14 protein-coding genes are annotated in these 14241 nt (G+C 31.7%); 4 read left to right on the top strand and 10 right to left on the bottom strand.

Annotated features, from left to right (window positions below):
- Positions 1 to 3: 3 nt before the first annotated feature.
- Entirely contained in the window at positions 4 to 2286 is a 2283-nt protein-coding gene (locus ACYSNU_RS00420) for a hypothetical protein (protein ID WP_461735284.1), read from the bottom strand.
- A gap of 38 nt (positions 2287 to 2324) precedes the next feature.
- Positions 2325 to 3038, bottom strand: coding sequence for a winged helix-turn-helix domain-containing protein (locus ACYSNU_RS00415; protein WP_461735283.1), 714 nt, complete (start codon positions 3036 to 3038; stop codon positions 2325 to 2327).
- Between the two features lie 347 nt (positions 3039 to 3385).
- Here ACYSNU_RS00415 and ACYSNU_RS00410 point away from each other — a divergent pair, with 347 nt between their 5' ends.
- Together ACYSNU_RS00410 and ACYSNU_RS00405 are read left to right on the top strand one after the other, a co-directional pair.
- A complete protein-coding gene (locus tag ACYSNU_RS00410; protein ID WP_461735282.1) occupies positions 3386 to 4138 on the top strand; it encodes a response regulator transcription factor in 753 nt (250 codons plus the stop codon).
- Complete coding sequence (locus ACYSNU_RS00405) at positions 4128 to 5402, top strand: GHKL domain-containing protein (protein ID WP_461735281.1); 1275 nt, start codon at positions 4128 to 4130, stop codon at positions 5400 to 5402. Before ACYSNU_RS00410 ends, ACYSNU_RS00405 begins: the two co-directional genes overlap by 11 nt.
- 662 nt (positions 5403 to 6064) lie before the next feature.
- Here the strand turns inward: ACYSNU_RS00405 and ACYSNU_RS00400 are convergent.
- From ACYSNU_RS00400 to ACYSNU_RS00375, 6 genes are all read right to left on the bottom strand, one after another.
- Positions 6065 to 6226, bottom strand: a complete 162-nt coding sequence (locus ACYSNU_RS00400) for a hypothetical protein (RefSeq protein ID WP_461735280.1) — start codon at positions 6224 to 6226, stop codon at positions 6065 to 6067.
- Positions 6219 to 6893: a zeta toxin family protein gene (locus tag ACYSNU_RS00395; RefSeq protein WP_461735279.1), complete on the bottom strand. Its 675-nt coding sequence runs from the start codon at positions 6891 to 6893 to the stop codon at positions 6219 to 6221. The genes ACYSNU_RS00400 and ACYSNU_RS00395 overlap by 8 nt, the downstream gene beginning before the upstream one ends.
- A gap of 67 nt (positions 6894 to 6960) precedes the next feature.
- Entirely contained in the window at positions 6961 to 8175 is a 1215-nt protein-coding gene (locus tag ACYSNU_RS00390; RefSeq protein WP_461735278.1) for a replication initiator protein A, read from the bottom strand.
- A 101-nt stretch (positions 8176 to 8276) separates the two neighbouring features.
- A complete protein-coding gene (locus tag ACYSNU_RS00385; RefSeq protein WP_461735277.1) occupies positions 8277 to 8654 on the bottom strand; it encodes a hypothetical protein in 378 nt (125 codons plus the stop codon).
- Positions 8647 to 8928, bottom strand: coding sequence for a hypothetical protein (locus ACYSNU_RS00380; RefSeq protein WP_461735276.1), 282 nt, complete (start codon positions 8926 to 8928; stop codon positions 8647 to 8649). Before ACYSNU_RS00380 ends, ACYSNU_RS00385 begins: the two co-directional genes overlap by 8 nt.
- Before the next feature lie 705 nt (positions 8929 to 9633).
- Positions 9634 to 9990 carry a hypothetical protein gene (locus tag ACYSNU_RS00375; protein WP_461735275.1) on the bottom strand — a complete coding sequence of 119 codons (357 nt, stop codon included), beginning with the start codon at positions 9988 to 9990 and terminating at the stop codon, positions 9634 to 9636.
- A gap of 71 nt (positions 9991 to 10061) precedes the next feature.
- On the opposite strand from ACYSNU_RS00375, the gene ACYSNU_RS00370 reads away from it, so the two are divergent.
- Together ACYSNU_RS00370 and ACYSNU_RS00365 are read left to right on the top strand one after the other, a co-directional pair.
- On the top strand, positions 10062 to 11468 hold the full coding sequence (locus tag ACYSNU_RS00370; protein ID WP_461735274.1) for an AAA family ATPase: 1407 nt from the start codon (positions 10062 to 10064) through the stop codon (positions 11466 to 11468).
- Between the two features lie 4 nt (positions 11469 to 11472).
- Positions 11473 to 12606 carry an HNH endonuclease signature motif containing protein gene (locus ACYSNU_RS00365; protein ID WP_461735273.1) on the top strand — a complete coding sequence of 378 codons (1134 nt, stop codon included), beginning with the start codon at positions 11473 to 11475 and terminating at the stop codon, positions 12604 to 12606.
- Between the two features lie 62 nt (positions 12607 to 12668).
- Here ACYSNU_RS00365 and ACYSNU_RS00360 read toward each other — a convergent pair whose 3' ends face one another.
- The gene (locus ACYSNU_RS00360; protein ID WP_461735272.1) at positions 12669 to 12827 is read right to left on the bottom strand and encodes a hypothetical protein; all 159 of its coding nucleotides are present in this window, start codon (positions 12825 to 12827) and stop codon (positions 12669 to 12671) included.
- Between the two features lie 112 nt (positions 12828 to 12939).
- On the bottom strand, positions 12940 to 14133 hold the full coding sequence (locus tag ACYSNU_RS00355) for a hypothetical protein (RefSeq protein WP_461735271.1): 1194 nt from the start codon (positions 14131 to 14133) through the stop codon (positions 12940 to 12942).
- Positions 14134 to 14241: the final 108 nt, after the last annotated feature.

Here is a 14241-nt window from a genome sequence, read left to right as displayed (position 1 = left end):
TCCCTACGGGGCATCCTGAATTGTCCAAGTGATAGTTCCACGATATTCGCCAGGTTTATCTTGATCACACAAGCTCAAGAGTAGTCCTTCGGAAGTTGAAAATTGATACTCTTGATTCATATCTAAAGCAACACTACTTAAATTTTCTATTATGTTATTTTGTTTGAATACAAATTGGTTTTCAGACAAACTATTATCATCAGAAGTAATTGCTGTAGCTTGAATTCTTATTTTGCTTGAGCTACTCTCCCTCACAGTATCTCTAGCCTTAACAGTCATCGATTGAATACGATTTTGTGGTGCTCTTTCAGACGGTAATTGCGTCAGACTATATTCCCACTGATAATCCGTTGAAATATTTTCAAATCCTTGATAACCCACAACTTGAAATCGAACCTCGTTAATTGCTGTTTCATTGTAAGCATCTGTCACTGTTACTTTTAAATGGTTTTCGCCACGAACCAACAGATTTTCTACTGCTAATAAATCAATTTTTGCTACTTGGCTCCAAGATATATCCACTCCCTTTGGGGTTGCTAGGATTTCTTCTTCAAACAGGTGTCCATTTAACTCTATCCGCATTTTCAATTCATCTGATACTGCATTATCGTCATGATAGCTCCAATTGAACTGCAATGTATCAATAAAATCAGTATAACTAGTTTTGCTTAAGTTAAGTAAATCAATCATTGGTGGAGAGTTACCTTCTTTTATCCAAAAATAATTTGATTCACTTTCAATTGTTTCAGTATCTGTTTCTGTCCCATAATGTCCAATTGCACTACTATAGAAGGAGCTCTTGGTTGTTTCTAAACCGCTCAGAGTAGGTAGACTGACTTTAACTACCAAATTCCCACCTTCTTTTGGGATTGTTTGATTAAGGTTGTTCAGCGTAATTACCCCACTATTATCAGCAGTTGCAATAGCTTCTGTTTCAGCTCCCTCCCCTAAAGAAAGTGTTACTTTAAAATTAGTTCCGTTACTTAAGTTAATCAAAGCAGGGTCAAATTTTCCTTGCAAACTAGATATTGTAAAGTCCCGATCAGATTGCTCTAAAGAAATCGTTGTTTCAATTATCAATTCATCGCCACTTATAACGTATTTTGAACTCAGTTCAGCATCTCTGGCAACTGTTATTTCATTATGCTTATTATCAAAGACTTCATTTGATATAGATACAATTTTGTCAACAGGCGTTTCACTAAAAATGAATCGGCTAGTTCCCTGTTTACTACCATTTGCTGAGGTGAATCCCCAGTATGCTTTGTTATCGTTGGTGTCTAGTTTTAGATTAGTTCGTAACGCTGTTTCTGGTATTAGGACTTGCCAAGTCTGCGTATCAGTCACTGGATTATACAGGTAATAATACAAACCAATACCTACTTCATACTTAAAATAAAACTCGTACCAAGTATCGCTTATAATTGCTGATAAAGATTGCGATCCTTGTGAAGTCTCTCCTCCATAAATATAATGTTTTAGCTTAGCGTATTCAGGAGCTAATATTCCTCCCCACTCAGTAAGTCCATTTACAAAGGGAACATAACTAGTAGAATTCCCTGGAAAAGTAAAAGCCATATGAGATTGATCATTATCCTTTAAACCTAAGTCGTAGTCAAAAATATTTGCTGCAAGAGCTTTATTGTTATACATATCAAACTCTACAGCAACTGAATTTTGAATTGCTTTCTCAACAGGGTTACGATAAGCTTGAAAAATGTTATCGCGGACACTCCTATTTGCCCCATACACACCCAGGTTTTGACCGTCTTCATTTGAAGTAGCTCTCGTAATTGCTCCAGTTTTTCTGGTGTCATTATGCAGCACAAATGCTAATCCATCGGTATTTGCTTTATCAAAATTAATAAATATTCTTCCAGCAAATTCCTTTGAAAAATCTACTCTATGTTCATCATTCGAAAAAATTGAAGCCCAATTCCTTTGTCCACTTAAGCGAATTTCGTCATAAGGTCGGTTATCATTCGTCCCATCTGTTGGATAATACTCGATAATAGCGTTTTGTGGTGATCCTGATCCGACTACGTTAGCTCCACCAAAAAAACCATCAAGTTTCTTTGCTCCATAAGGTATTTTTTCTAGACCTGCACCTGCCAAACCAATTCCTCTAGTTAAACCATTATTTTGTTCTTGATTGTTCAATGTTTCGTCAGAACTCATTGATTCATTTAGTTCTGATGTTGCTTGAACCTGTGATGAACTTTCGAAAGAAAAAAGTACCAAGCAACTAAATAAGCCGATAAAAAATTTCATTTTTCTGTTTGACAAACAATTAAACCTCCTTTCTAATAAGAAACAAACTCATTTTAATGAATTACCGTTTTTTCTAAATTAGCAAATTTCTCACACAGTTCTTTTGATAGAGCATAGCCTTTACGCCAGTTTGTTGTTATGCAATCTTCATCATCGGTTATCATTTGAAGTTTCCGTTTGATACGTGTAACTATTTGTGAAAGCTGAGCCAAATTTGATGCTGTAACATTTTTGTCCCACAAACTTCCTGCTAATTCTTCTCTTTTAAGGTAGTTCCCGTCTGATTGATATAAAATACTAAATACTTGACGTTCCTTTTTTGATAAACTTTTTATAAATCTTTGCGTATGCCGACGTTCCCAGTTAGCATCTATGTAACTAGAAACTTCTTTAGAATGTGCCTTTACTTCTTCCTTTGAAGCTAATTCTTCTCTTAAAGAGCTAAGAGACATTGATGTGTTCAAATATCCTGAAAGCGCCGATTCAAAATGAAACACTTCATTTTCAACAGATTCTTCATCTTTAACACGATAGAACCTAATGGTTGGCTGATCGATGTTTCCCAATAGGTGAGTGACCATCTGATTCGTGAGACTCTCTGAAAAAATTACAATCTCAAAAAAATTCTTCAAAATGAACTTTTCTTTATGTATTATCAAATCGATAGCTGAACTTGAGGCTAAAACTTCATAACCTAGAACTTCAATCTTCTTTTTTAACTCCGACTCAGCAAAAACACATTTTGTTAGAATCAAAACAGTTTTCATTTTTTCACTTCTTTCTTAATTAAAACTATAATTCTTACATTTATATATCGAATGATTAACAGAGAAAATTTTCTTTCTGACACTCAATTTTTTATGTTGATCAAAACGAATAAAGTACTTACAAAAACACCTAAAGATTTTATTCTATTTATCAAGGTGCAACACTCAAAATACTTATTAATGAAAACTAATATCCGTCACAACTGCTTTGTTAATAAAACAATACTATATTTTTTTTGTAGCTTCGTTCATTTGGAACCGTTTTCTGAGCATGTTGCGATCTTTTCGATTTTTTTTATTAAACATGTGCTAGTATGAATTATCAAAAATGTTAGGTTGTAAGATATATGCGTATATTTATATTAGATGATCAATTTATTGTCAGAAAAAAAATAAGCAAGATCATAATTGACCTTGCTTTACCATATGCTTCATTAAATGAGATAAACAATGAAAAAGAGTTTTACAATAGTTTGCATACTTTTGATATCCTCGATGACGATCTATTTTTCTTGGACATTGACTTAAACACATATTTTACTGGGATTGACTTAGCAGAAAAGATCCGTTTAAAAAATAAAAATTGCTTTATTGTTTTTATAACATCTTTTGATTCTAAAGGAATTGAAGTACTAAATCGAGACATTTTTTCTTTAGGTTATTTATTAAAAAATCAAGACAATTCTATTTTAAGTTCAACTATCCATAAAGTTATGAAAAAGGCGAATTTGATTTCACGAAAACGTCACAAAAGTGAGCGAATATTAATGTTTAATCAATTTGAAACTGATATCTTAATTCCAGAAAAAAATATCTATTATATTGCAACTGTTCCAGGCTTTAAACAGATGCTAACGGTTAAACACTGTAATGGTGAATGTATGGTTTATGGAAAATTAAGTACGGTTAAAAAAAAGCTTAACAACGAATTTTTTTTTAAAGGGATGAAATCATATATAATAAACATGGATTTATTAGAAAGAATTATTGTTAATGAAGGCAGTCTTCAATTTGCAAATGAAATCTTTTTGATAGTTGGAAAAACTGGAGCTCGCAAAGCGAAAAATTACTTAAAGGAGATTGGTCTGCGTGAAATTTGATTTACTTATTGCTGGCTACTCAATAAACTACTTATCTTTAATTTGGAGTATTTTTTTTAAAAGACTACTATCTCAGCGACAATGTCTTATTCTATCAGTTTTTTTGAGTCTAACTGCTTTTCTGGGAATTGTTACAACAGATCACTATTTATACTTGAATATCCTAATCTTTTTCTTCTTACAATACTTAATGATGCAACACTATACAAAAAATTGGTTATTACCTGCTATAGCGCTAATTTTAGAATATACATTAATCACATTTGTCTGGTTTTTTACCTACCATATTCCACGAAGAATCTATTTACTATTAAATTTAGCTTACAATCACAAGCTAGTCTTGATTACCTTAATCCAAATAGGCTTACTTATTTTATTTACTCATATTTTGAATCGATTGGACCTAAAGTATAATGTTTGGAATGCCTTAAACGATATTCATAAAAAGCATGTAAAATTAGGAACGGGCATCTTTATACTCTTTTTAGTCTTAATGCTGATTCATATAAATGTTGCCTTGAGAGGGAAGTTTACTACCTTACTTTTGATATTAGTATTAAATTTTGTTGTAACTACTCTGCTACTCTCTTTTTTGACCTTGTTCAAAAAAAATAACCAAAAAAAAAATTATGTTGATAATCTTATCCAATCCTTTGAAGAAGAGAAGGAAAATTTTCAGTTGGCACGTGAATATCGTCATGATTTACAGGGCATTTTGATTGCTTTTAATGAGTACTTTGAAAACGAAGACTTATTCGGAGCTAAAACATATTTGAAGGAAATAATGATTTCCTCAAAAGAACCCCTAAAAAGCTATCATTACAATCAAGTGAAAAAAATTCAAAATACTGCTATTCGAGGCTTGTTGATTGAATTTATTCGTCGTTGTGAAAATGAAAATGTAGAATTAACACTGCAATTTGAGAACTTAACAACACTACCTGCAATTTCACTGATAGATTTCATTAGAATTCTATCAATTATGATGAATAATGCCCTAGAAGCTGTCGAAAATGAATCTAATAAGGAAATTCAAATACTTTTTGAAAACAGAGAACAGCACCTGCTTATAAAAATCACAAATTATACTACAAAGAAAGTTGACATAGCAAGTGTATTGAAAAAAGGATACAGTACTAAAAATGAGCATGCTGGATTAGGATTATGGACTTTGAAAAAAATCTTAAAAAACTATCGAAATTCCAACTTTTTTTTATTCCAAGAAACTGATTACTTCATCGCAAAGATTATTTTGTCTTACTAACATACAATAAATTTAGGAATTCCACCTAGACTGTTTACCCTATTTATGATGGCCTCTAGGAGTGGTTATTCCTTCTATCCGATAATTGACAATTCAAAAAAAATTTTTCAGTCAGTATGTTTAACTTGTCATTGATTAGGTTGATTGCCGATTTGCAAAAAAAAAATAAAAGATTACTTTCCTTTCCACTGGCAATCGCAATTCTAGTGTCTCTGCACTAGGGGTATATCATAGTAAGAGCTCTACTACTTTTACGGTACAATTGGTATTAGAGTATTGATCTTATTGTTATAAATGAGTCGACTAACCCCTGAATTAGCTTACTCAAAAATCAACTGTTTTTTACAATATTTACGAAATAATTTGTATCATAAAAGAAATCGAAACAGTTTTCTTATAAGTCTTTGATACAAACTTGTAATCTCAGATGCTTATCTCTTAGACCACGTATAGAAATATCTTTTCACATCAAAAAAATCCAAAAATTAATCTTGCGACTAAAAATTAGGAAACTCTTGAAGAATTACTCTCCAAATTACTGTTGTATTCATTACAGGAATTTCGTACAGCATTGAACTTCGTCTTGTAGTTTGGAATGAAAAAAGGCTAAGAAGTTAAGCTTCTAACCCCACAGCCTTTTACTTGTTTATTAATTTGAATATTTACTTCTCCAACCCAACCAACTTCCGCTGTTTTAAATTCGCTTGGTCCGCAATATATTTCATCACTGTTTTGAATTCTTTAGCAGTGGCATTCTCTGAAAGGTCAGAAATGCTATCATTATATTTTTCAACAATCTTTTTCACTTGTTCTTTTTCAGTCATCTAGTTCATCCTCCAACTCTTCTTGAATATACTGCAGTGGTAAAACGAGAGCCACATTGTCAGCGGCATAATGGCTCTCAGAAACATTGTTCTGATAATCTTTGATAATAATATGCAACATAATCTCAGGATGTCTCAACTTAACCTTCTCAATATTTTCTCGGGATTTAAAGAAAGCATTGATAAAAATTTGCTTCGGAACATTCCGGCCTTCAGCGAGTTCTCGATCTTTCGTAAACTTCCAAGCAACTTTGGGGTCTTGGTACACATAGAAAATTGTAATGCTATAGCCTCTCTTTAAAGCTCTAGTAATATTTTTTTCAGCGCTTAATACCGCAAATGTGGCATCTAAAATAAAAGAATAGTTGTTTTCTAAAACATATTTCAGAGATTGCTCAACTAACCATGAAGCCGCTTTTTGAAAAAGACTAGAATTATTGCCATTATAGTCAGGAAATTGCGTTCTAAAGTAATCTGCATCAATCACCACATAATTAACATAATTTTCTTCTAAACCAGCCGCAACTTCGGTCTTGCCTGCTCCCGGACTGCCAGCCATGAAAATAGCATCTTTTTTATGTTTAGGTGATTTGCCATCAATAATTTTGCGAATAAAAAAATCCTTGTGTTCCTTCGCATAGTCCAAATAAATATCTTTATTCTCCAAAATTAAACCACCTTCTTTCACTGCATGTATGCTTATTATAAGGCATTTCAAAAGTAAAGTCAGTAACTTAAGTCGTGAGAGAACCCCCTACACAAACATGTGGATTATAAATCCTATCAAAGAGTCTCATTTTCTTGTCTGTAGCTGATAAGGATTCAGACTCCAGCAGCTTTTCAAATTCTCCAACAGAATCCCTTATTTCAAGTTCACCATTAGTCGCTGCAATATCCAACCGCATAAATCCATCCTCACGCTCCATGATGATGACATTCTGCCAGAATATTTCCATTGTCCTATACCAGTAGCTTTCCAAATTTTTAATTGTGTTCTCTTTCATCTCATACTCTTTTTTCTTAAAAATGAGCCACTTGACCTTTTTCTCAATCTCTAAATCCCAGATTTCACCGTAAATTGGCAGAGTATCGACGACTCCTTTTTCCCTGTAGGCTTTATCCCTAAAATTTTCGACTTTCTTTTTCGTTTCAAAAATGATATCGAGAAACCTTTTCGTTACTTTAAAATCTCCAAACAAGCTAAGCAGACGAACGGTCTCCTCTGTGAGGAACAGACGATTATATCCTTCGACGAATGAAAAGGGTAGTTTTTGCTCAGAGTGAACTTGCTGAACTCCCGTTGCATTAATGGTTGCTTTAATTGGTTGCTCTAATATCTTATTCTTTAAAAGATTCTTATTCGGGTTCGTGTCACGAGGGGGTACTCCCTCGTCGGGTGAGGGGCTCGTTTTACGAGGGGGTATTGATTGCTTACTGTCTGTATCCATAGCTACAAAAAATTTTACTTTAATAGTTCGATTATCATATTCGATAAAATCATACATAGTAGTGTAGTCTGTTTCCTCGATTAAGCCTTCAAGGTTGCGCTCGACCCACTTATCCCTGCCATCAGATGGAGTCAATCTTTCCCATAAATAGTCCACTTCATAGATATCAAATTGATTAATGAAAATTCGAGACGGTTTCCCTGGCACAGCTTCCTCTTCAATAAGTTGATTATCTAGCAACAATTTCTTTAAGGAACGGCAGCGAGTTTCTTTTACACCCAATTGGCTAGATAAACTGCCGTTAGTAAAATGAATATAGACCTCCCCTTTTTCATTATAGAGAGAATTCTTGTAGCTTAGATTTTCCCGATTATTCATCAACATATAGGCATACTTTGCCTCTAAGGGCAGTTCAAAGTATTTTGAGACTTCCCGCTGAAACTCATTAAAGAATGGTGTAAAGTTTTGTAATTCACCATCACGGACAGTTTTTCTAGCCATAATAAACACGCTCCTTCCATAAAAAAAGAGATAGGCGACGTCACCTATCTCAGAAAACTATTATTCCATTTTTAATTTATAGTTTAGTAATAAAAATGATTTTATTTATAGTGCCAATTATTTCTACTCGCAATTATTTTTGCATTCTTCTCCACGTCATATGCCTTTTCAGCATCTTTAAACAAGACTCCTTGTCCTGATTCAACAACAACATAAACACCTTGAATTTCTGCTATTGAAGCCAACATTATTTGAGACACGCCACATAATTTTTCGATTGATGTGCCAATTTTTTTCTGGATACGAACCTCAGAAAGTACCGTATCTAATTTTCTTATTAGCTCATCTTCACCGGAATAATGAGCCAACATTTTCTCCAATATTTTACCTTCAGAGGTTTTATCCAACCAAGCAAACTCCTTCACTTTGGCGATAAATTCCTCTGATACATAGTAATTCTTTTTTCGATTATTATTCATGTAAATTTTCCCCTTTCACAGAAAAATTTCTCGATGATAGAAAAGTAGTAATCGCTCCAGTAACTTGTTCAACAGTCCATTGTTGCATCTGATTATATTGACTAACGAGTAGCTGATATCTGATTTCAGTTTCAAATGAGTACTGTTCATGGGCAATCTGTTCAATCATATCCTGCATGAAATCCTGTCGACTTTCATAGCCTTTTTTCTTTGCTAAATTGGATAATTCTGCCAATGTTCCATCTTTTAATTTACGAACTTTTAATTCTTCCATAGCGATTTAATCTCCTATCATTTTTAAAATTTTAATTTTTATTTTGGTCTTGATTCTTCGTACTGTATTGTCATCCATTCCTTCTTTTTACGAGAGATATTATGTGCTAATTTGTTAATACTCTCGGTACAGTAAAGTGGCCAGATGAATCCAGAGCAAAGAAAAAAGCCGCCTAGTTTGGCGACTCATTGGTGTAACTATTTGTCTGAGGTATCTGCTTCAGTCTGTCGATACTCATCTTTGATTTTGAGTGTAATGCTGTTTATCTTTCAACTATACTAGTCGTTTTAGCTTACTTACTATATCTGTACTTGCTAGTTTAGCCATTGATAATGATCGTTTCTTTGAGCATTTTTTCTACAGTATGATTGCTGATTTTTTGCATTCGCTCTGCCGCTCCTGTTTTAGTGTAAGAGCATAAGGGAGATTGGGTCCAGACAAGCTGTCCCGCCTTGCAGCGCAAGGCATCCCCAAGGGCCCTGACTTAGCGTTTTCCCGCCCTATTTCCTACCTAAAATCATCCGGTTTTCGCTACAAGAGGGGTTGGTTTTCGACCCTATATTCTCTTACTCTTACTCCTAGATTTTTCGCTGAGAAAATTTTATAAAGATGAATAGTCAAGTACTTTTATATTCTTCTGCACTACGCAATAAGTTAGATGGTAGCTAACCTCTAAATACGTAAGATAATAAATTTTATCTGCGTCTAATTGTACTTTTTAATACATATTGGGCATTTTGACATACTCATAAGGATTGCTTTCTTTTCAGAATAGTCTTCTCCATCATAAACAAAAAGATTAATTCTTTTCAAATTAACAAGTAATTCAAATATATCTTCTAAAATTTCAATATCTGCAGCTAAACTGTGTCCCAAAATGGTTAATTCTTCCACCTCGCTATATGAAATTCCAATATCAATATATGAAGGAGAAAAATCATATTGCTCACCATAATTATTAGCTAGTTCAGAAATTTGTTTTAGTCTTTCGTTTTTTGCTACAAAGCTCAATTCTAGCGGTAGTTTTAGAGAATCAATACTCTTTATTACTCGATAACACATACTATCTCATATATTTATATCTAATAATATGCGATAATATATTTAAAATGATTATCAGGAGGAAATAATTCATGCGGATCAAAAAAATAGAATTTACCACTTCTATGAATAGTAAGGACTCTCTACCTTTCTTAACTAAATCTATTAATTTTTTTGAAACTAAAAATAAATTTGATAATAGAAATTATAATTTAAGCTTGTTGCTTGGAGAAAATGGAACAAGAAAAACAACAATTCTTAATTTAATTGCTGATTTATTCAACAACGACCATATTTTTAATAGTAAATATAAAAATGTTCCTTTTTCAATTTCCCTAAACAATCAAAATAAAGATGAAATCTTTTGTTCAAATAGTATATACGAAACTAACTTTGACTGTCACTATCTGACCACTTCACTCCTGAATAATGTCACGAACGAAATTACAAGCAACACAGAATTCATAGAGAATACATCTAGAAGTTTAGTAGAATTTTTACTAAAAAATAACTCTATTATGGACACATTAAAACTGGTTGATTATCCAATCCTTGAACTATTTATTGAAGATAATATTTATGTAGAATGTATAAGATATAATACAATACGAAATTCAATAAGAAATAATAGAACACAAGAAAAAATAAATAGTATCACTGATGAAACAATAACAAAATTGTGTCATACAGCTGACTCATTGGGCATAGATCACACTAAATCTGGAGATATTGTTGATGTTATTAATAGTATTATCCCTTCATTAAACTCAAGAATAAATAGATATTCAATTAATGTAAATAGATATGGAGTTCAAAAGAACTATAAAGCTCTCCCCTTTGATTTTTTTAAATACCATAACTCATTATTCCAGATTCTAGACTCTCTAGATATACCTGATATTTATTCTCTTAGTACAAGAAGACGTTTCGGAAATTTAAGATATGTTAGAGAAATTTGGTTTCCCTTACGTTTTGAAAAGATAATTTCTATTTCCCAGTTAAGTAGCGGGGAATTAAGTTTTTTATCTCATCTTTTAGAGTTAAATAAAGTACGAAAAAATAAAAATAGCATAATATTAATAGATGAACCTGAACTTCATTTACATCCTAGATGGATAAGGTTTTATACTTCTATTTTAGATACTTTTTTTAAAAATAGTAATTCACATGTTATTGTCGCTACCCATTCCCCTTTACTCGTCAATCAAGTTTTTGAAGAAAATTTAGTTCTTTTGAAGAAGAAAGACGGTATCTCTGAGCAAGTTTATGTAAATAAAAATCCCTTAGGTATGCGCATTGATGATTTATTAAATGAGGTATTTTATTTAAGTAATAATAATACAGCCCTAGAAGATTATAAACTACAATTAATAAAACAAATAAAAAATACAGAATCTCGTTTGGTTGCGATAGAAGAATATAATTCTCTTGAAGATTCATTATTAAAATTTGACATTTTTAAAGCATGTTATAAAGAAATTAAAGAAAGTAGAGGTTAATGATTTGGCACCAGATATTGAAAAACAACTTAATTCCTATGATGTATTTCTTCTAGATTTAACAAGATATATGAATCAAGTTAATGCTCAAATAAAAGATTTTAAATACATTGATTTAAAGACATCCTCTAAACTAAAAAAGACAGAAATAAATGCCATAAAAAGCAACTACAAACTAATGAGTATAAAACCTCCAAAAGATATCACTATTAAAAAATTTAAAAAAGATCTCCTTACATATACTCTGCCTGATAAAAAAAAATTTCCAGAATTTTCTAAGTTGTCTTGTAGAACAAACGGTATTTGGCTTGAAATTATTACTTTTATATTTAAGTGTGATTTACTTGATTTTTCCATCTTTTTTTCAGAAAATGAATATAAAAATATATTAAATACCAATAAAAATATTACTCATAATTATTTTAATAAAATATCAAGTCACATTAATAATGGTCACTCTGTAAATATTTTAAGAAATTTTTTTGATTACCTCTATGATTATACAATAGATTCATCTGTTTTTTTAGATACGTATAAACCATGTATAAATAAAACAACATTACGACGAGAAATAGCTGAAGAACAAAAATTTTGCCCTTGTTGCATGCTCTATGAAACATCCACTGGGAATAGTCAAATAGATCATTATATCCCTAGGAATTTAACACCATTCTTTTCGATTTATAGTAAAAATTTAATTATTTCATGTCCAGAATGTAATAGTAAACTAGTTAAAGGTGACACATTTTTATCTCCTATTTTACATCCAAACATAGACAACATTAAAGATAATATAAAGTATTGTTTAAATGATTCATCGAATATTGAAATATATCCTATACAGAATAAAGATAAAACAGTAAATTTCTGCACCCAATTCATGTTAGAGGATAGAATAAACGGAATAGAGCCATTTAGTGGAAAGAAAAAAAAATGTATTGATGATGAATTGGAAATTTTTAAAAAAATATACCTAGAACACAAAACAACTTTTGAAAAAGATTTTGATATTATTTATGATTACTATACTGAAAACAATTCAAAAGAAAAAGATTTTTTTTATAAAATTATTACTGACATAGCTTCTACTCTAACAGACAAAAACAGTGTATTTTACCAGACTATAACTCTTACATGAAATATATTTATCTATAAAAAAAGTAATTCTACATTTTAGTACAATAGAATTACTTTTTTATTTTAGATAAATTCAATATAATAATCTTCGTCTATAAATTCTCCGCATGTACTATAATTATAATCCCTTCCAATAGCTTCGTAATCAATATAATTAATTGAATTTTCAGGTATTATGATAAATCCTCCATCATATAAAGCATAACCTAATTTTTCTTCCACTGTGGAACCTTCATATAAATCATGAATAATAAATTCTTGACCGAAATTTTCTGATATAGCTTTTATTACTTCTCTTGGATAACCTAAGTATTTTTCAATTGATTCAAACTTTTCAATTAAAGACGGAACATATAGCATCATATTTTAAGGAAACTATATTGCCCCCTTTTGCTATTAGTTTTGCCTCTTGATAAGTAACATTCCCCTTGCGAATTATTTTGCTTGCATCTTTGGGATTATCATATCCTTCAACTTTTCCTTCACAAATGCGTTGCTCCATTATTTTCACTGCTTCATTGTATTGGTCTTTGGGAACTTCTAATTGCATTCCTCCATAACGGTATTGACCTCCATCTGATTTTTTAGCAAATGCCGCATTTACCGAGTTTCTGGCACTATTGCAATATTTAGTTTGAATAAAATCCAATCCAACAACTCTATCTGCACCGTTTTTTGCATTATTTTGTCCAACCTGTTCAACCTTAGAAAAAGGATGTTTGATACTATCTATAAGATTATTTGCGTATTCCGCCGCATGCCCATGTCCCATATTTGCACTTACAATAGAATTTATTTGTTTCTCATGTAAATGATCTCCTAATCCTGTATATATCGAACTGGCAGCACCAATTGATGCAGCAAAATCAAACTGTTCTGATGTATGTCCAAAAACTTTTATATCTTGGGATAGCTTTTTTCTGATATCTCCTGTCTTCAAATCATTGGTATATCCTGTATCAATTATACCCTGTATACCATCTGCTAATGCCTGAGCAAATAAGACATTATTTCCTAATTTAATCCTTTTAGATCTCCCATTGAAGTATAAAAATTTTAGTTCAGAGCTTTCTGAACTGATCTTTACTTTCCACAACCCCTCAAAAGGTAACATGATACTATTTGTTTTAAATTCCTTTGTATTCTCCTCTTTTTCTTCTAGTTGTTCATTGAAAAAGAGACCATCTTGAGTAAGTAAAAGACCATACTCTTGAAACTCAAGCTCTGTTTTGCTACGAACTGGAGAATAGCCAAAAAAGTCTAAATCTTCAGCCGCAGTTTTTTCATTAAACGAATCTACAGAATTTATAAACCACTTGGCTCTACCGTATGGTAAAGTCTCACCACTCAATGAAAAAGCATTCTCTCCGAGCTTTATCAGCAAATCTCTTATGACAGACTGATCATAATCGTGAGTACCTTCAATTCTTTTCTTCCAACTAAGATAGCTGATAAAATCAATTATGTGTTCTCTAAATAAAACAACTATAAATCCGATAAAAATAATCGTGAGTAGCAAAACTGACATATACCATTCTCCTTTTTAAAACCAACTATAAAATAACTCGTCTAATTAATACTTCTTTAGTCATGATATAGTCTGCTCTACATAGTCCCTTTTTCAATATTTAAAATG

This window comes from Enterococcus sp. LJL120 (assembly GCF_054871765.1).
The sequence above is the reverse complement of the archived record's forward strand: the minus strand, read 5'-3'. Positions and strand labels throughout refer to the sequence as shown.

Excerpts from the sequence above, each read along its gene's own strand:
- ACYSNU_RS00415 (WP_461735283.1), bottom strand. The coding sequence starts at position 3,038 with ATGAAAACTGTTTTGATTCTAACAAAATGTGTTTTTGCTGAGTCGGAG.
- ACYSNU_RS00410 (WP_461735282.1), top strand. The coding sequence starts at position 3,386 with ATGCGTATATTTATATTAGATGATCAATTTATTGTCAGAAAAAAAATA.
- ACYSNU_RS00400 (WP_461735280.1), bottom strand. The coding sequence starts at position 6,226 with ATGACTGAAAAAGAACAAGTGAAAAAGATTGTTGAAAAATATAATGAT.
- ACYSNU_RS00390 (WP_461735278.1), bottom strand. The coding sequence starts at position 8,175 with ATGGCTAGAAAAACTGTCCGTGATGGTGAATTACAAAACTTTACACCA.
- ACYSNU_RS00385 (WP_461735277.1), bottom strand. The coding sequence starts at position 8,654 with ATGAATAATAATCGAAAAAAGAATTACTATGTATCAGAGGAATTTATC.
- ACYSNU_RS00380 (WP_461735276.1), bottom strand. The coding sequence starts at position 8,928 with ATGGAAGAATTAAAAGTTCGTAAATTAAAAGATGGAACATTGGCAGAA.
- ACYSNU_RS00375 (WP_461735275.1), bottom strand. The coding sequence starts at position 9,990 with ATGTGTTATCGAGTAATAAAGAGTATTGATTCTCTAAAACTACCGCTA.
- ACYSNU_RS00370 (WP_461735274.1), top strand. The coding sequence starts at position 10,062 with ATGCGGATCAAAAAAATAGAATTTACCACTTCTATGAATAGTAAGGAC.
- ACYSNU_RS00355 (WP_461735271.1), bottom strand. The coding sequence starts at position 14,133 with ATGTCAGTTTTGCTACTCACGATTATTTTTATCGGATTTATAGTTGTT.